A 14,562-nucleotide genomic window follows, 5' to 3' on the forward strand; every position below is an offset into this window, starting at 1 on the left:
TAAATAATAAAACTAAATGGAAAAGCGCACTATTGCCCCCACAATGGTGTGCTTTTTTTGTGCAAAATACTTTTTTCATTATTATAGACGAACAAATTATGTCTTAAGTTTCAAAAAAGCGACATTTCTTTAGTTATAAACAAGATATTGGTAAACTATGAAAGATAGCATGTTTATGTGAATGAATCATGATAAAAAGCAAACATTTCGAGGTACCATTCTAAAGAAGTCAGGTAGTTTAACCTGGCTTTTAAATATGGGGGGAACGGTATGAAAAGGGTTGTTGTCATTGGTTCAGCTGGTTCGGGAAAGTCGACATTAGCCAAACAAATAGGACAAGCCTATCAGTACGAAGTTATACATATGGATCGATTATTCTGGAAACCTGGCTGGCAGGAATCCACTCAAGAAGAGTTAGGAGAGAAGCAGGCTCCTTATTTACAAAAAAACGAATGGGTTATCGAGGGAAACTACAGTGGGGTTTGGAAGGAAAGGTTAGAACTGGCCGATACCATTATTTTTCTGGATATAAATCGATATGTTTGTCTGTATAGTGCACTTAAAAGATGGTTGAAAAATATCGGTAAAACAAGAGAAGATATTGGCCCGGGTTGCCCGGAACGAATGGAGTTGGCTTTTCTCAAATACATATGGGATTATCCTAAAACAAAAAGAAACAAGGCAATAACAGCTATTGAGCAGCATTGCCAACACGCACAAATCTTGATTTTCCCTCATCGAAAAGCGGTGAACTCATTTATTAAAAAAGTAAACACTCTCTCTTAAAACTTAGTAGTAACTCCGAAACAATCCCCAAACAATCATTAAGCTGAACGAATGTTCGTATAACTAGACAACGCCACACCCTTTTAATGTAGAATAAACCTATAACAGGTAAGGGGTGAGGTTACTTTGTCTCATAAAAACAATCCAAAAAGATTTGCTTTGAATATGAGTGCCGCACAGTTCACTAAATTTTATATTATGCATTTGTTACAAGTTCGTCAACCAATGATAAGTGAGCATTTCAAGGAAGAGTTCCACAAGCTGACAAACAATTGGATCCCGGCGCCATCTACATTACTGGATACACTGCATGACATGACAGAAGAGGGATTGCTTAATCGTAAAGATGGTTATAAATCATATGAAAAGAAACGACAAAAGGTCTACTGGTATTCTTTAACAGACCAAGGTAAAGAAGAATTTGATGTGCTTAAAAAGAGATACAAAATTTTATTTGAAGAGCAGCTTAATATACTAAATCAAATTATGAAAGACGTGTATCGTTAACATCTAAATACGAGAATAATAAAAGAAGAGCCTCAATAATTAGGAGGTGCCAGAAAGGAAAGTCAAAATGAAGCTTAGCGTGTTAGATCAAAGCCCTATATCAAAAGGACAAACGGCAGAACAAGCATTACAGCAAACGATCGAATTGGCTCAATGGACAGAATCACTGGGCTTTAAACGATATTGGGTAGCTGAGCATCACAATACGAACGGTTTAGCCGGCAGTTCACCAGAAGTATTAATATCGCATATTGCCTCAAGAACTTCAAGAATACGCATTGGTTCAGGCGGTGTACTTCTACCTCAATATAGTCCACTAAAGGTAGCAGAATCGTTCAAAGTCTTACAAGCTCTTTTCCCTGGGCGAATTGATTTAGGCTTGGGACGTTCCCCTGGTGGAGGTAAAAAAACGAGGGCAGCTCTGACAGATGGAACCGATAAACCACTAAGTTCTTTTTCAAGACAAGTGAAAGAGTTACAGGGATTCTTACATGGAACTATTCCAAAGGAGCATGCTTACTATGGAGTGTCTGCCAAGCCCCATACTTCGGATAACCCGGATGTTTGGGTGTTAGGTCTTTCTGAACGCGGGGCAAGACATGCTGCTATCAATGGTACAGGCTTCACCTTTGGCCATTTCATTAATCCCGACCATGCAGCAGAAACATTGAAGACTTATCGTGAAAAGTTTAAGCCAACTGCAGGGTTGAAGAAGCCCGAAGTAAATGCCTGTGTATTCGTTGTTTGTGCTGACACCTCAGAGAGAGCGGAAGAACTTGCCTTAAGTCAGGATATGTGGCTATTGCAAGTAGAGAAAGGTTTAGAAACGAGAGTTCCCTCCATTAGTGAAGTGAAGGGGCATACATTTACAGTGAAGGAGCTAGAGAAAATTAAACGTAATCGCAAAAGAGCGATCGTTGGTACACCCGAAACGGTCTATAGAAAACTAAAGCAATTAAGTGAAGCATACCAAACGGATGAATTTCTTCTCATCACCAATATTTTTGATTTTGAAGCAAAAAAACATTCCTATAAGTTGCTGGCAGATTATATTGCAAACACTTTAAATTAATAAATGCTTTTTCTTTACTTACTGATTAAGCTATAATAGAAGGCATTATGAGTGAAAGAGAGTAGGGATTTCATGAATCAAACTAAAATAGGCACGATTCAGTCAATGGATGTAATAAAAAGAACAGCAGAAGGTTTTCTTTTATCAGATGGACAAGATGAAATTCTTCTCCCACATGAGCAAGTTGATGGTGAGATCGAGGAAATTGGTGAGCATGTCACCGTATTTCTTTATAATGATCGCAAGAAAAATCCAGTAGCGACTATGTTTCTGCCAGAAGTTCGTTTAGATGCTTATGGCTGGGCGGAAGTTGCGGAAGTCGTGAAAAATTTAGGTGTTTTTGTGAATATCGGGGTTGACAAAGCTTTCCTTGTTTCAAAAGATCATCTTCCACTACTTAAAGAGGTCTGGCCGAAAGAAGGTGACTGGTTATTTGTCAGCTTGGAAAAAGATAAAAAAGGAAGAGTGTTTGCAGAGCCGATTTCAGAGGGAGAAGTTTTGGAGGATCTTGAAAAGGCTCCAGAAAACCTGCTGAATGAGACCATTGTCGGGCGAATTTACAGATCTACAAAAGCAGGATCATTTATCTTAACGGAAGAAGGCTACCGTGGCTTTATTCATCCTTATGAACGGAAAACTGAGCCAAGATTAGGTGAAACTATAGAAGGTCGTATTATAGATGTGAAAGAGGATGGCACGCTAAACATCTCACTTCGCCCCTTAAAGCAGCATAGCATGGACCCAGATGCTGACCAGATTTACAATTATTTAGTTGACCATGATGGGGTTATGCCATTTACAGATAAAAGTGATCCAAATGAAATAAGGGATACATTTAAAATTAGTAAATCTGCGTTTAAGCGAGCTATAGGGAAACTTATGAAGGAAGATAAAGTTATACAAAAGCAGAATCAGACAGTAATGAAGCACAATGACTAAGTAAGGGGGATATCTAATAAGTAGGGTCTATCCGTTTATAGTTGGTTAACTGGGTTTTAAATTTCTTTCGGAAGAATGAAAAATTAAGAGGATAATAAAAGGTAAAGAAGCTTAGTTGATTTACAACGAGCTTCTTTTTTACCAAAAATTAAATTTTTGTTTGAGAAAATGCCGACAAGTTAGATCCTGAAAAAAATGATACCGTGCCCGAACCTTGACAATTTGAAAATACACATGATATATTTATCTTGAATTAGAGATAAATGAATTAAGGATATGATATGAAATGGAGCAGCATAATAATACTGATCATGATTCATCATTAAAATCGTTTATCGTGTTATCTCGTGCGTACCACGCTGTTGAAGAGAAGATCAGGGAAGACATTCGAACGTATGGGCTGAATCCGACTGAATTCGCAGTATTGGAACTGCTCTACCATAAAGGTGAGCAACCCATTCAACAAATTGGCAAGAAAATCTTGCTTGCTAGTGGAAGCATTACGTATGTTGTTGATAAATTAGAAGGAAAGAAACTGTTGCAACGGGTGAGATGTCCTAAAGACCGACGGGTGATCTATGCTGATATCACGAATGGAGGGGAGAAATTAATGGATGAGATCTTCCCAAAACATCAGGCAACCATTCAAGATATTTTCGGTGAATTGAGTAAAAATGAACAAAAAACATTGATTATCTTGCTAAAAAGATTGGGTCTTTCGTTAAAGTATTCGTAAATTTTTTTACGCAAATATCCTGAATTAAAGATAATTGAACTTAAAGTGTCTTGTCATGAGAGATTCATTATTTGGTTAAGCTAACCATTAAGGAGAATAACGATGAAAAAAACAACTGCTGGTATCCACCATATTACTGCTATCGTAGGCAATCCACAGGAAAACGTGGATTTTTATGCTGATGTTCTTGGTTTAAGACTAGTTAAGAAAACAGTAAATTTTGACGACCCGGGTACTTACCATTTGTATTTTGGTAACGAAGGAGGTCAGCCGGGAACGATTATCACCTTCTTTCCCTGGGACGGCGCCCAAAAAGGACGTATTGGATCTGGTCAAGTTGGTACTACTACATTCGTTGCTCCAGAGGAATCTCTTAATTTCTGGGAAAAACGACTAGCAAACTTTAGTGTAAAGGTTAGCAAAGAAACCCGTTTTAATGAAGAGTTCATCCAATTTAAAGATCCCCACGGTCTCCACCTGGAAATTGTCGCTCGGAAGGAAGGGGCAAATAGTAAGTGGGATAAAAACAGCATATCCCCAGATAAAGCCATTAAAGGCTTCGGAGGGGCCGTATTAAATACAGCTACACCATATAAGACAGCTAATTTGCTTGAACACGTCATGGGGATGGAAAAGGTTGGCCAAGAAGCTGAATATCTTCGGTTTCAATCCTATGGTAACTTAGGAAATATCCTGGATATAAATTTGGCAGCGAGTCCAAGGGGAATAATGGGAGTAGGCACTGTTCATCACATTGCCTTTCGTGCCAGCGACTTTAACGATCATAAGGAGTGGCAAACGCACCTAGATGAAATTGGATTCTACCCAACGGATGTAAAGGACCGTGATTACTTTGAAGCTATCTACTTCCGTGAACAGGGTGGATTGTTGTTTGAAATTGCCACAGATCCTCCAGGGTTTACTCGCGATGAGTCCTTTACCGAGTTAGGTGAAGAGCTAAAACTTCCCAAATGGCTCGAATCGAAACGATCACAAATTGAAGATCTTCTTACCCCATTCGAAAATTAAGGGAGGACCAATAAATGAAACACATTTTTCATAAGGGAACAGACGAAAGGAAGCCAACATTGCTTCTTTTACATGGTACGGGAGGAACGGAAACAGATTTATTGCCTGTCGCAGGTATGATTGATGAATCTGCGGCTATTCTAGGCGTACGTGGTAATGTAAGCGAAAATGGCATGCCGCGGTTTTTCAAACGTTTGGCTGAAGGGGTTTTTGATGAAGAAGACCTTATCACACAAACGAAAGGTCTGGAAGAATTTCTAGGGAATGCAGCAAAAGATCATGGATTTGACAGTAGTAATATTGTCGCTATTGGGTATTCCAATGGTGCGAATATTGCCGGCAGTCTTTTGTTCCATTATTCAGATGCATTAAAAGGTGCTATCTTACTTCATCCGATGGTTCCACGAAGAGGTATTACACTGCCTGACTTATCCGGTATTCCTGTGTTTATTGGGGCAGGGACAAATGATCCAATCTGTAAGCCGGAGCAAACCGAAGAACTAGCTGAAATGCTTCAGAAAGCTGGAGCAAATGTAGAAGTCCATTGGGAGAATAACGGGCATCAATTGACTCGTGATGAAATTGAAAAAGCCGCACAATGGTATGCGCATACGGTCAAGTAGAATGTCGTTTTCTTTAAACCATAAAGCTTTGATATTACAGGTGAAGAATTGGTCGTGGAATGGTGGTGCTAAGATGGGGATAGTAGATTTGTTTAAAAAAGATACAAAAAGGAGCGATTCATCAATGGAAAACGTTAAATTAGCAGTGATTTATTACAGTTCAACAGGTACAAACTACAAAATGGCAAAATGGGCAGAGGATGGAGCGAAGCAAGCAGGTGCTGAAGTGAAATTGGTTAAAGTCCCAGAGCTTGCCCCACAGGCAGCAATTGAACAAAACCCGGCTTGGAAAGCTCATATTGATGCAACAAAAGATGTACCTGAAGTCGCTTTAGATGATCTTGAGTGGGCAGACGCTTATATTTTCAGCATGCCAACTCGTTTTGGTAACTTGCCGGCACAAATGAAGCAATTTCTTGATACAACCGGAGGGCTTTGGTTTAATGGGAAACTGATTAACAAAGTAGTTAGTGGAATGTCTTCAGCGAATAACCCGCACGGCGGTCAGGAAACAACTATCCAAAATCTCTATACAACGATGATGCACTGGGGTGCGATCATCGCCGCTCCAGGGTATTCAGATCCTGTAACATTCTCTGCAGGCGGTAACCCTTATGGCACAAGTGTTACCGTTGATCAGGAGGGAAATATGCAGGAAGATGTTCAAGAAGCTGTGAAACATCAAGCCAAACGTACTGCCACTGTTGCTTCTTGGGTGAAGCAGGGCCAACAACAATAACATGAGCATCATGCAGGTTAAGCAAGCCACTTCTTCTTTGACTGAAGAAGTGGCTTATCTTATATGGTATAGTCAAATGAAACTAGATACCATGGTTATTAAAAGCATCCAGCTTCTTTAGATAAAAGCTGGATGCTTTCGAGCAATTTATCAAACCCCTAGAAGAACTTCCATTTCTGCGTGTACCTATCAAGTTTATCAACTAACCATTTTACAAATATCCCAATTAACATATATCCAGGGGAAGAGTGCCAGAATTCCCACCAACTTAGGAGTTTATACATACTCAATTTAACAAAAATTGGTTCTGCGACAAAAGCTGCAAATAGGCAAAACAAGGCAAGTACTATTAAATAAGATTTCCACGATCTAAAATACTGATATAAAAGCATGTACGTTACTGGAATAATGGTTATATCAACCGTATTTAATCGGCTTGTAAAGTAGATGACTTTATATGGATAAGTCCAAAGTGCAAGGGAGACGCCGATGTCATCTAGAATAATGGCAAGCTGGCTCGTAATAAATCCCACAATTAATATGCTTTTTAATCGTTTTTTATCTACAAGGACCGCCCATAACACCCAAAGAGTAACGGTTATTGTAATGAGAATCCACCATTGATAAGAAAATAAAATCTCCTCAAAATAATGGTGCTTTTGTAACTGAGCATTCTCTTTTTGGATTTGAATGATCTTTTCCATATAGTTAAGCTCCAACCTAGTCACCAACCTTTGCCATGTCTAGATGAGATCATATGATTTATGTGCAGGGCGCTCTCATTTTGGTTATGATGTTCTTAGCAGACTTTTTGATATTTTAAATGCAAGTTTTGGAAGTTACGCGACCTTATCTATTTGCCCTACTTGATCTTTGAATATTCATTTAAACTGTATTCTGTTTTATCTTTGCGTTAATCCCATTCTTTACATAGGAGGTGCGATGTATACGACATTCAGTTAAGATGCAATCCGTCTGCATTTTAATACAACGATGAAATTACAGTGGGGGAAGGTGAACCTTTCAAAGTTACAGATGAAATATATGGATAATATATAATCAATGAAGTCCTTGAAAATTAATAACAAGCGAACCTGTACATACAGCTAGTTGAAAACACGCATGTATAGTAAGCTATATAATAGATCCAATTCATTTACAGCAAGCTAAATGAAACAAGGATTGTAAGTAAAAGAGATATCACACCATTGGGGAGGCCGTTCAAATGGATGTTTTAGAAGCAATTAAAACTAGAAGAAGTGTGGGACTTGTCTCGGAGAAACCTGTTCCACAAGATTTATTAGAGCAAATACTAGAAGCTGGTACATGGGCCCCTTGTCATCACAGAACCGAGCCTTGGCGCTACTTTGTGTTAACAGGAGATGGGAGAAAACCGCTCGGGGAAGCTCTTGCGAAGATTGCGGAAAAAGACATGGAGGATCCTTCAACGGAAAATAATCAGAAAAAACTTGCGAAGAGATTAAGAAAGCCATTTCGCGCACCTGCTGTGATTGTTGTAGCAGCAGAACCAACCGATGATCCAAAAGTTTTGGCTAAAGAAGAATATGGGGCTGTGTATTCATCGATTCAAAATATGCTTTTAGCAGCACACGCATTAGGTTTAGGTGGGTTTTGGAGAACCGGTAAACCTACCTATGATCCATTAATGCAAGACTTGTTTGGATTATCTAAAGATGGTGAAGTATTGGGTTTTCTTTATATTGGTTTCCCTGAAAAAGATATACCTGCGGGGAATAGAAAGCATATTAATGATGTGACAAAATGGATTTCAACTGCTGATGGATTAAAAAGAAACTAGGCGATCATGACACTATAAACAAAGGAGGAGGCTATTCCTAATGAATAGCCTCCTTTATTAATTTTACCTTACCTTACCTTTCGTGACCAGTGCATTTCTCCAACTTCTGTTTCTGCAAGCTCAAGAGTAGTTCGATATGGTTTGAAATCTACATGTTTATTAACCGCGTAAATCTTTTGCGGGACACACAGAAATAAAGAGAGTGCTTTTTCAAATACATATCGGTCCACTTCTTTTGCTGCCGCGAGTAATTCCTCCCGTTGAACTTGATTTGCCATCTTCTTATATATCTGATCGAATCCGGGAAGCTCCGGACCAGTTCGAAGGGCCCCATCAGAACCAAACATTTCTCGATGGAAAAAAGCAGGGGTTCCCTCATAAAATTGGGTCGTTGTGCTTGCTAATAAAATATCCCAACCAGGATTCAGTTTCTTTTCAGCAACCACCCGTTTCCATTTTACTTCTTGATCCTGTGGGACAACGATGGTCGTAACTTGGGTAGATAAAGTTTTTTGTATTTGAGCTGCCACAACATGCAATAGGCTTTCATGCTTTTTAAAAGCAGCGATTTTCAGAGGTCTATCTTTTGGATAGTTAGACCTCAAAAATAGCTCACGAGATTTTGTGAAATCGTACTTAATGGGTTCTAAACCCTCTGGAAAATCATAGGCCCATGGCGGTGTTAGTGCTGGAGTTAGTGTCGCCATTCCTTTATATACATTTTGGACTATTTCTTCACGCTGAATAGCCATATTTAACGAAGCTCTCAGGTCATAACTATCAAAATCGACCTCAGATTGGAAACGGTTAAACACACCTGTGACAACCTCATTTCCATCTGAGGTTACCAACCTCGCATACTGAGATGATTCAACCTGCCGCGCATCGTTAGGAGTAAGTTCAGTTACGAGATCCACATAGCCTTCTGTTGATGTACAAAGCTTTAACGCCTCTTTTTTTGATAGACCATTCCGAAAAATCACTCTCTTTAACCGTGGCCCTCGTCTGGGTTCACGATAGTTTAAGTTCGCATTTAAGGTGACGAAAGGGGTTCGCAATTCTTTCTCGGTAAGCCAGGTTCCTGCTAAAGGCTCTTTTTTAATAAATGCAAGTAGGTTTTCAATAGATGAATACCCCTCTGATAAAACAAACGGTCCGGTACCCCACGGGCCGGGTGCGTCAAGTACTCACCAATGGCCCTCCGCTGAGCCAAGCTTTCGGTAACCGAAACCAAGATAATTCCAAAAAAGAAAGTTCGCAAAATGGGTGGCTCTCAACTTAGCGACAGCCAATCCATCCGGTTTGGGAAAGTAAAGTTGAACTGTATAGGAATCAATGACTTTCAAGGTTGTTGGCTTAAAATAATTAAGAAAGGATCCAGGAGGATGAGGCACTAACCAACGTAGCAGTTCATGAACACTTTTTTTGACCACCTGTGCCGTAAAAGGCTCGCCATCGTGGAAGGTAACACCTTCTTTTAGTTTAAGTTCTAAAACGGTATCACTTTTCCATTCATAATTAGCAAGAGAAGGGATAATTGCACCTGAATGGTCGGCCCTTACAGATTCTTCCATCGTATTGTAGAGTATATACAACCAATTCAACGGTGATGGATCGACCACATAAATCATGCCTTCCGGTGTTGTAGTTGACACCCCTTCATTCTGCATTTTTTTCATTCATATCACCTCGGCTTTACACTATATATACTCCTTGATTTTGAGCGTTATACCTCTTGTTATTTATTAGCAATGACGTCCTAACAGTTGGGAAAACAGTTCTTTTTCTAACCCTCGAATTGGATTATGACTATTTTTACACGCAAGCATTTTTCTCTACCAAAAATACAATTTCTATCAATAGCTTACTCTTTTAGGCTCATTCGACAAAAAAACATGATCCAATCTGTTTTTTCATACGAAAGCTTAGTGAATCAAATTATAAGGAGGAATTTTTTTATGTTTAAAACTGTCGCAACGACAGGGTTAGCTTTAACTTTAGGACTGGGAATCGTATCATCTGGTACGGTCTTTGCTGCAGAAGGGGACACAGATGTACAAGCCAATACTGCTGTTAATGCCAGCCTGCAGAGTGAAGAAGATTCTTCAAGTATTGACTTCGGCTCAGGACTAGGTCTGGACCTAAACCTTGAGGACGAAGGGGATAACAACACTGGTTTAAATGTTGGCACAGTAGTAGAAGGGTCAGTTGAAAGTGATAATGGATCAGATTCTTCCAGTGTCGATCTAGGAACGGGACTAGGTCTAGACTTAAATCTGGACAGCATTTTTGAGGATGATGAAGACGAGAATAATACTAATGTAGATGTTGAAACAGGCGTAGAAGGATCTGTTCAAAGTGATAATGAATCCGACGATGGTTTGTTAAACGACATTCTATAAGTCAACGTATATTAATAAATATATACCCTAAAAAGCCGGCTGCTTCGTTATGAAGTGGCCGGCTTTTATGTAAATCAAAAGCTTACTAACTATTTTCTGTTAATTTAGATATAAACAAGGATAAAGAACTATTTCTGCAAAGAAAATTTGATAAAGAGACATTGGTCAAAGAAAGGAAGAACACATTCTTAAAAATTTATGAAAGTAATGGTCAAATTAAAGGTGCTTGTGAGGAGATTGAAATACAATTAACAACTTATTATAGATGGTTAAAAATTGATCCTATATTTCGGGATACCATTGAGCAAATAAATAAATCACGTATAGAGAAGAGAGATTTAAAGAATAATTTTTATCAGGTTAACATAATATATATTATAGGCACTCATTAATTGAAAATTAAATCACGTCTCATTATATGAGTAAACTTCTGATAGTGAGACGCGATCGAAATTCTCTATTAGTTTTCCTTGTATTTAGCTCCAGGTCTAAAGATTGTATTATTTCTGGATTGCTCCATAATGTGTGCTGACCACCCGACGATTCGACTAGAACAAAAAATTGGTGTAAATAGATCTGCAGGTATTCCAATAGCTTTCATTAACGCTGCTGCATAGAACTCGACATTTGCATAAAGATTACGACCAGGCTTTAATTCATCAAGCCAACTAACTGTTTCATTTTCAACTTTTAATGTAAAATCGACCCAATCTGGTTTAGGCTTAATTTTCATTAATTGTGCTTTTAATGCTTCAGCTCTAGGATCTTTAGTCTTATAAACGCGATGTCCAAATCCCATTACTTTTTCACGGTTAGTCATTTTTTCTCTAATAACTTCTTCAACTGATTGATGTTTTACATCTTCAATATAATCCAACACTCCCGTCGGCGCACCTCCATGTAACGGTCCTTTTAATGCCCCAATACTCTATATAAATATGACCATTTCTATGAGGAGGAATTTTTAACGTTTGTAAACCAATTTTTGTTTACAAATACGATTTAACTATAGACTTTTCCACATTAAGGGGTCTCGCCAACATTAAAAAAACCCTACGCTAAGCCTCTTTTATCCATTAAAATCCCGGAATTCCTCACGCTAAGGATTTCCGGGATTAATTTTATATATTTAGGTTTCTCAATAGCGTTGTACGGCTTCCTAAGTCAAACGAATACTCACCATGTTAAGGCTAAAATATGAGAATAGGATGATTTTTCAGATTCAGATCTTTTTAACAACACTACGGCTGATTAGATTGTCTCTTGCTTCAAGATATTCTTTATAAAGTTTATCTACAAATTCTGCTGCACTAGTAACCTCTTTAATAGCACCAACACCTTGACCGCTTCCCCAAATATTCTTCCATGGCTTGACAGCCTCTTCACCAAAATTCATCTTGGATGGATCACTTTCAGGAAGATTGTCAGGATCTAATCCTGCTGCTCGAATGGATGGTTTCAGATAATTTCCATGTACACCAGTGAAAAGACTGCTATAAACAATATCATCAGACGTACTGTCAACGATTGCTTGCTTATACTCTTCAGAAGCAAGGGCTTCATGCGTTGCGATGAACGGTGAGCCGATATATGCAAAATCAGCCCCCATTGCTTGGGCAGACAGGATTGCACCTCCCGTAGCAATCGATCCGGACAAAGCAAGTGGACCATCGAACCACTGTCGGATTTCTTGAATGAAAGCAAAAGGGCTCTTCACACCAGCATGACCGCCAGCTCCTGCGGCAACTGCAATTAAGCCATCTGCACCTTTGTCAATTGCCTTGTGTGCGAAAGTGTTGTTGATTACGTCGTGCAGAACAATTCCCCCGTAGCTATGTGCTGTATCAAATATTTCCTCACGGGCACCTAAGGACGAAATAATAATGGGAACTTTGTACTTTACACACAATTCCATGTCGTGTTCTAACCGTTCATTTGACTTGTGAACAATTTGATTAATAGCAAATGGTGCAGCTGGACGATCTGGATTTTTTGCGTTATAAGCTGCGAGCTCCTCCGTGATTTCTGCCAACCATTCATCAAGTAAGGATGCGGGTCTAGCATTCAGTGCAGGCATTGATCCAACGATCCCTGCCTTACATTGCTCGATCACTAGCTTAGGATTACTAATAATAAACATCGGTGATCCAATTACAGGGATACGCAAATTCTGAAGTGTTGACGGAATTCTTGACATTTGCTGTTCCTCCATTCAATTTTTAGGAATGTAATTTGTGCCTCTATTGTTTTTGAAAAACATGTACTCTGAATTTTAGTAAATCTAAACTGTAGAAAGTGTAAAATCACTCATTTTAATTGGTTTCATTCTTAATACTTTTTTTGAAGATCCTTACGATTTGCCCCTTTTGCCATCAGCATTTCCTTTTAGAATCATGCACATACTAGTTGAATGATCAACAAGACTTCCTTTTTTTATCATATACATGACATTCAACTAAACCAGTAGAACTCCCTTTTTTATAATTTTACTTTCAGCGCGGAGTTTACCTTCCCAAATCGGTTTTAAGGAAATTTAACTTAGTTTCCACTGTGGTAAATAGTTCACCCTCATCCAGTGTACTAAACAAGGCAGAACCCGTTAGTTTAAGTTGAACAAACTACTTACTGGTTTTATATAAGCTTCTCATCAGAAATAATGGAAGAGACGATATGCAAAGAGTCCCATTCTCCTCCGGAAACTGCGACAATTGGATACTTTTTCGGGAAAAGCTTTTTATTGATTTCAGCAATTGGGAGTCCTTCCTTATGTAGACTTTTCACCTCATCACAAAGATTCTCAAGATAATTCAGCTTTTGTTTTAACATCCTTTTTCCATCCTGTATGTAGCCAGCATGGGAGCAAAACATTGGTCCGAAATCATAAGAGAGCAGCGTTCTGATTGAATTCATAATTAGCGGGATCGATTCACTATCCATAATGACCTTTGTCTTCGGTGCCACAAATAAATCACCTGAAAATAACCTCCCTGTTTCTTCATGAAAAAGAGAGATATGGTCACCTGCATGACCCGGTGTATAAATCACTTTCCAATCTTGACTTTGAGATTGAATCGTATTTCCAAGCGGTAAGGCTTCAAACTCTTTTCGTACTCCCCAAGAAATCTGGCGATACTTTGGATATGGACATGGCTGCGCACATATATTGATCCCTTTAGGATGAATATATATGGGAGCACTCCGGTTCTCTTGAAACCATGAAGCCGTTCCCGTATGATCCTCATGGCTATGAGTTAATGTGACTAGCTCAATCGAATGATCTTCATAGAAAGGAATTATTTCAGACTCAAGGCATTTGGGTCCGGTATCAATTAACATGCCGTCTACCAAAAATGCATAAATCGTACCTCCTTTGCGACCAGACCTTACAACTCTCCCCTCTACACAGGTAACGTCCTCTTTCTCATACACATCTATCATGGTTTGTTCACACTCCTATCTATTTAGTAATGGTTTTACCTTTTACCAATGACCGCCATCGAGCAATGAGATATACAAATCAGCTTTCCAGCTTCATCAGTCATTTTAATATCCAGACCGTTGTATTTGTAAAAAGGGGGGACGGCTGCCGTGACAACGCGATCAATTTTACCTGAATCTCGAATATGGTTTGCATTGATTTCCATCCAACTGGGTTAAACTTTTTGGGATTTATTTTGGGATTTATATTGATAGCAGTCGCCATGGTCGCTGTCATTTCTGCCAAAGCAATAAGATGCCCCTTCATGTAAAATACCAGCTGGTTGCCTTGTTTTAGATCCTACTGGCATAGTCATTACCACACGGTCTGGCGTGAGTTCCGCATATTCCATTTCAAGTTCTTCAATAAGAGTATGTTTGCTCCTGGACCGTATCTGTTCAGCAAAAGACTCCTCGCCCTATACACCGTATA

At 39.0% G+C, this 14,562-nt stretch carries 16 protein-coding genes; 10 read left to right on the forward strand and 6 right to left on the reverse strand.

Annotated elements, in window-relative coordinates; all coding sequences use genetic code 11:
* Positions 1-270 precede the first annotated feature (270 nt).
* The 8 genes from MUO15_RS03220 to wrbA all read left to right on the forward strand — a co-directional run bounded on the left by MUO15_RS03220 (position 271) and on the right by wrbA (position 6,431).
* Positions 271-786, forward strand: a complete 516-nt coding sequence (locus tag MUO15_RS03220; protein ID WP_245033351.1) for a P-loop NTPase family protein — start codon at positions 271-273, stop codon at positions 784-786.
* A gap of 126 nt (positions 787-912) precedes the next feature.
* Positions 913-1,293, forward strand: coding sequence for a PadR family transcriptional regulator (locus tag MUO15_RS03225; RefSeq protein ID WP_245033353.1), 381 nt, complete (start codon positions 913-915; stop codon positions 1,291-1,293).
* 67 nt (positions 1,294-1,360) lie between these two features.
* Complete coding sequence (locus MUO15_RS03230) at positions 1,361-2,365, forward strand: LLM class flavin-dependent oxidoreductase (protein WP_245033355.1); 1,005 nt, start codon at positions 1,361-1,363, stop codon at positions 2,363-2,365.
* 72 nt (positions 2,366-2,437) lie between these two features.
* A complete protein-coding gene (locus MUO15_RS03235) occupies positions 2,438-3,304 on the forward strand; it encodes a CvfB family protein (RefSeq protein ID WP_245033357.1) in 867 nt (288 codons plus the stop codon).
* A 286-nt stretch (positions 3,305-3,590) separates the two neighbouring features.
* The gene (locus MUO15_RS03240; RefSeq protein ID WP_245033359.1) at positions 3,591-4,040 is read left to right on the forward strand and encodes a MarR family winged helix-turn-helix transcriptional regulator; all 450 of its coding nucleotides are present in this window, start codon (positions 3,591-3,593) and stop codon (positions 4,038-4,040) included.
* 102 nt (positions 4,041-4,142) lie between these two features.
* A complete protein-coding gene (locus tag MUO15_RS03245; RefSeq protein WP_245033361.1) occupies positions 4,143-5,069 on the forward strand; it encodes a ring-cleaving dioxygenase in 927 nt (308 codons plus the stop codon).
* A 14-nt stretch (positions 5,070-5,083) separates the two neighbouring features.
* Positions 5,084-5,692, forward strand: a complete 609-nt coding sequence (locus MUO15_RS03250) for an alpha/beta hydrolase (RefSeq protein WP_245033363.1) — start codon at positions 5,084-5,086, stop codon at positions 5,690-5,692.
* Positions 5,693-5,816: 124 nt separating this feature from the next.
* Complete coding sequence (wrbA, locus tag MUO15_RS03255; protein WP_245033365.1) at positions 5,817-6,431, forward strand: NAD(P)H:quinone oxidoreductase; 615 nt, start codon at positions 5,817-5,819, stop codon at positions 6,429-6,431.
* A 158-nt stretch (positions 6,432-6,589) separates the two neighbouring features.
* On the opposite strand, the gene MUO15_RS03260 is transcribed toward wrbA, so the two are convergent.
* On the reverse strand, positions 6,590-7,135 hold the full coding sequence (locus tag MUO15_RS03260) for a CBO0543 family protein (RefSeq protein ID WP_245033367.1): 546 nt from the start codon (positions 7,133-7,135) through the stop codon (positions 6,590-6,592).
* A 521-nt stretch (positions 7,136-7,656) separates the two neighbouring features.
* Here MUO15_RS03260 and MUO15_RS03265 point away from each other — a divergent pair.
* Positions 7,657-8,250 carry a nitroreductase family protein gene (locus tag MUO15_RS03265; protein ID WP_245033369.1) on the forward strand — a complete coding sequence of 198 codons (594 nt, stop codon included), beginning with the start codon at positions 7,657-7,659 and terminating at the stop codon, positions 8,248-8,250.
* A 68-nt stretch (positions 8,251-8,318) separates the two neighbouring features.
* On the opposite strand, the gene MUO15_RS03270 is transcribed toward MUO15_RS03265, so the two are convergent.
* On the reverse strand, positions 8,319-9,308 hold the full coding sequence (locus tag MUO15_RS03270; protein ID WP_245033371.1) for an ABC transporter substrate-binding protein: 990 nt from the start codon (positions 9,306-9,308) through the stop codon (positions 8,319-8,321).
* A 129-nt stretch (positions 9,309-9,437) separates the two neighbouring features.
* Positions 9,438-9,929 (reverse strand): ABC transporter substrate-binding protein, encoded by a 492-nt coding sequence (locus tag MUO15_RS03275; protein WP_245033373.1) that lies wholly within the window; start codon positions 9,927-9,929, stop codon positions 9,438-9,440.
* Positions 9,930-10,208: 279 nt separating this feature from the next.
* Here MUO15_RS03275 and MUO15_RS03280 point away from each other — a divergent pair, with 279 nt between their 5' ends.
* Positions 10,209-10,652, forward strand: a complete 444-nt coding sequence (locus MUO15_RS03280) for a hypothetical protein (RefSeq protein ID WP_245033375.1) — start codon at positions 10,209-10,211, stop codon at positions 10,650-10,652.
* Positions 10,653-11,112: 460 nt separating this feature from the next.
* Here MUO15_RS03280 and MUO15_RS03285 read toward each other — a convergent pair whose 3' ends face one another.
* From MUO15_RS03285 to MUO15_RS03295, 3 genes are all read right to left on the reverse strand, one after another.
* Positions 11,113-11,529, reverse strand: a complete 417-nt coding sequence (locus tag MUO15_RS03285) for a citrate/2-methylcitrate synthase (RefSeq protein ID WP_245033377.1) — start codon at positions 11,527-11,529, stop codon at positions 11,113-11,115.
* A gap of 345 nt (positions 11,530-11,874) precedes the next feature.
* On the reverse strand, positions 11,875-12,849 hold the full coding sequence (locus MUO15_RS03290; protein ID WP_245033379.1) for an NAD(P)H-dependent flavin oxidoreductase: 975 nt from the start codon (positions 12,847-12,849) through the stop codon (positions 11,875-11,877).
* 434 nt (positions 12,850-13,283) lie between these two features.
* Entirely contained in the window at positions 13,284-14,090 is an 807-nt protein-coding gene (locus MUO15_RS03295; RefSeq protein WP_245033381.1) for an MBL fold metallo-hydrolase, read from the reverse strand.
* Between the last annotated feature and the right edge of the window lie 472 nt (positions 14,091-14,562).

Origin of the sequence: Halobacillus amylolyticus (assembly GCF_022921115.1) — a bacterium.
In the GTDB taxonomy this organism is placed as follows: Bacteria; Bacillota; Bacilli; order Bacillales; family Halobacillaceae; genus Halobacillus_A; species Halobacillus_A amylolyticus.

Coding starts and splice junctions, on each gene's coding strand:
- MUO15_RS03240 (WP_245033359.1), top strand. CDS start 3,591: ATGGAGCAGCATAATAATACTGATCATGATTCATCATTAAAATCGTTT.
- MUO15_RS03235 (WP_245033357.1), top strand. CDS start 2,438: ATGAATCAAACTAAAATAGGCACGATTCAGTCAATGGATGTAATAAAA.
- MUO15_RS03265 (WP_245033369.1), top strand. CDS start 7,657: ATGGATGTTTTAGAAGCAATTAAAACTAGAAGAAGTGTGGGACTTGTC.
- MUO15_RS03245 (WP_245033361.1), top strand. CDS start 4,143: ATGAAAAAAACAACTGCTGGTATCCACCATATTACTGCTATCGTAGGC.
- MUO15_RS03280 (WP_245033375.1), top strand. CDS start 10,209: ATGTTTAAAACTGTCGCAACGACAGGGTTAGCTTTAACTTTAGGACTG.
- MUO15_RS03295 (WP_245033381.1), bottom strand. CDS start 14,090: ATGATAGATGTGTATGAGAAAGAGGACGTTACCTGTGTAGAGGGGAGA.
- MUO15_RS03260 (WP_245033367.1), bottom strand. CDS start 7,135: ATGGAAAAGATCATTCAAATCCAAAAAGAGAATGCTCAGTTACAAAAG.
- MUO15_RS03275 (WP_245033373.1), bottom strand. CDS start 9,929: ATGAAAAAAATGCAGAATGAAGGGGTGTCAACTACAACACCGGAAGGC.
- wrbA (WP_245033365.1), top strand. CDS start 5,817: ATGGAAAACGTTAAATTAGCAGTGATTTATTACAGTTCAACAGGTACA.
- MUO15_RS03250 (WP_245033363.1), top strand. CDS start 5,084: ATGAAACACATTTTTCATAAGGGAACAGACGAAAGGAAGCCAACATTG.
- MUO15_RS03220 (WP_245033351.1), top strand. CDS start 271: ATGAAAAGGGTTGTTGTCATTGGTTCAGCTGGTTCGGGAAAGTCGACA.
- MUO15_RS03290 (WP_245033379.1), bottom strand. CDS start 12,849: ATGTCAAGAATTCCGTCAACACTTCAGAATTTGCGTATCCCTGTAATT.
- MUO15_RS03230 (WP_245033355.1), top strand. CDS start 1,361: ATGAAGCTTAGCGTGTTAGATCAAAGCCCTATATCAAAAGGACAAACG.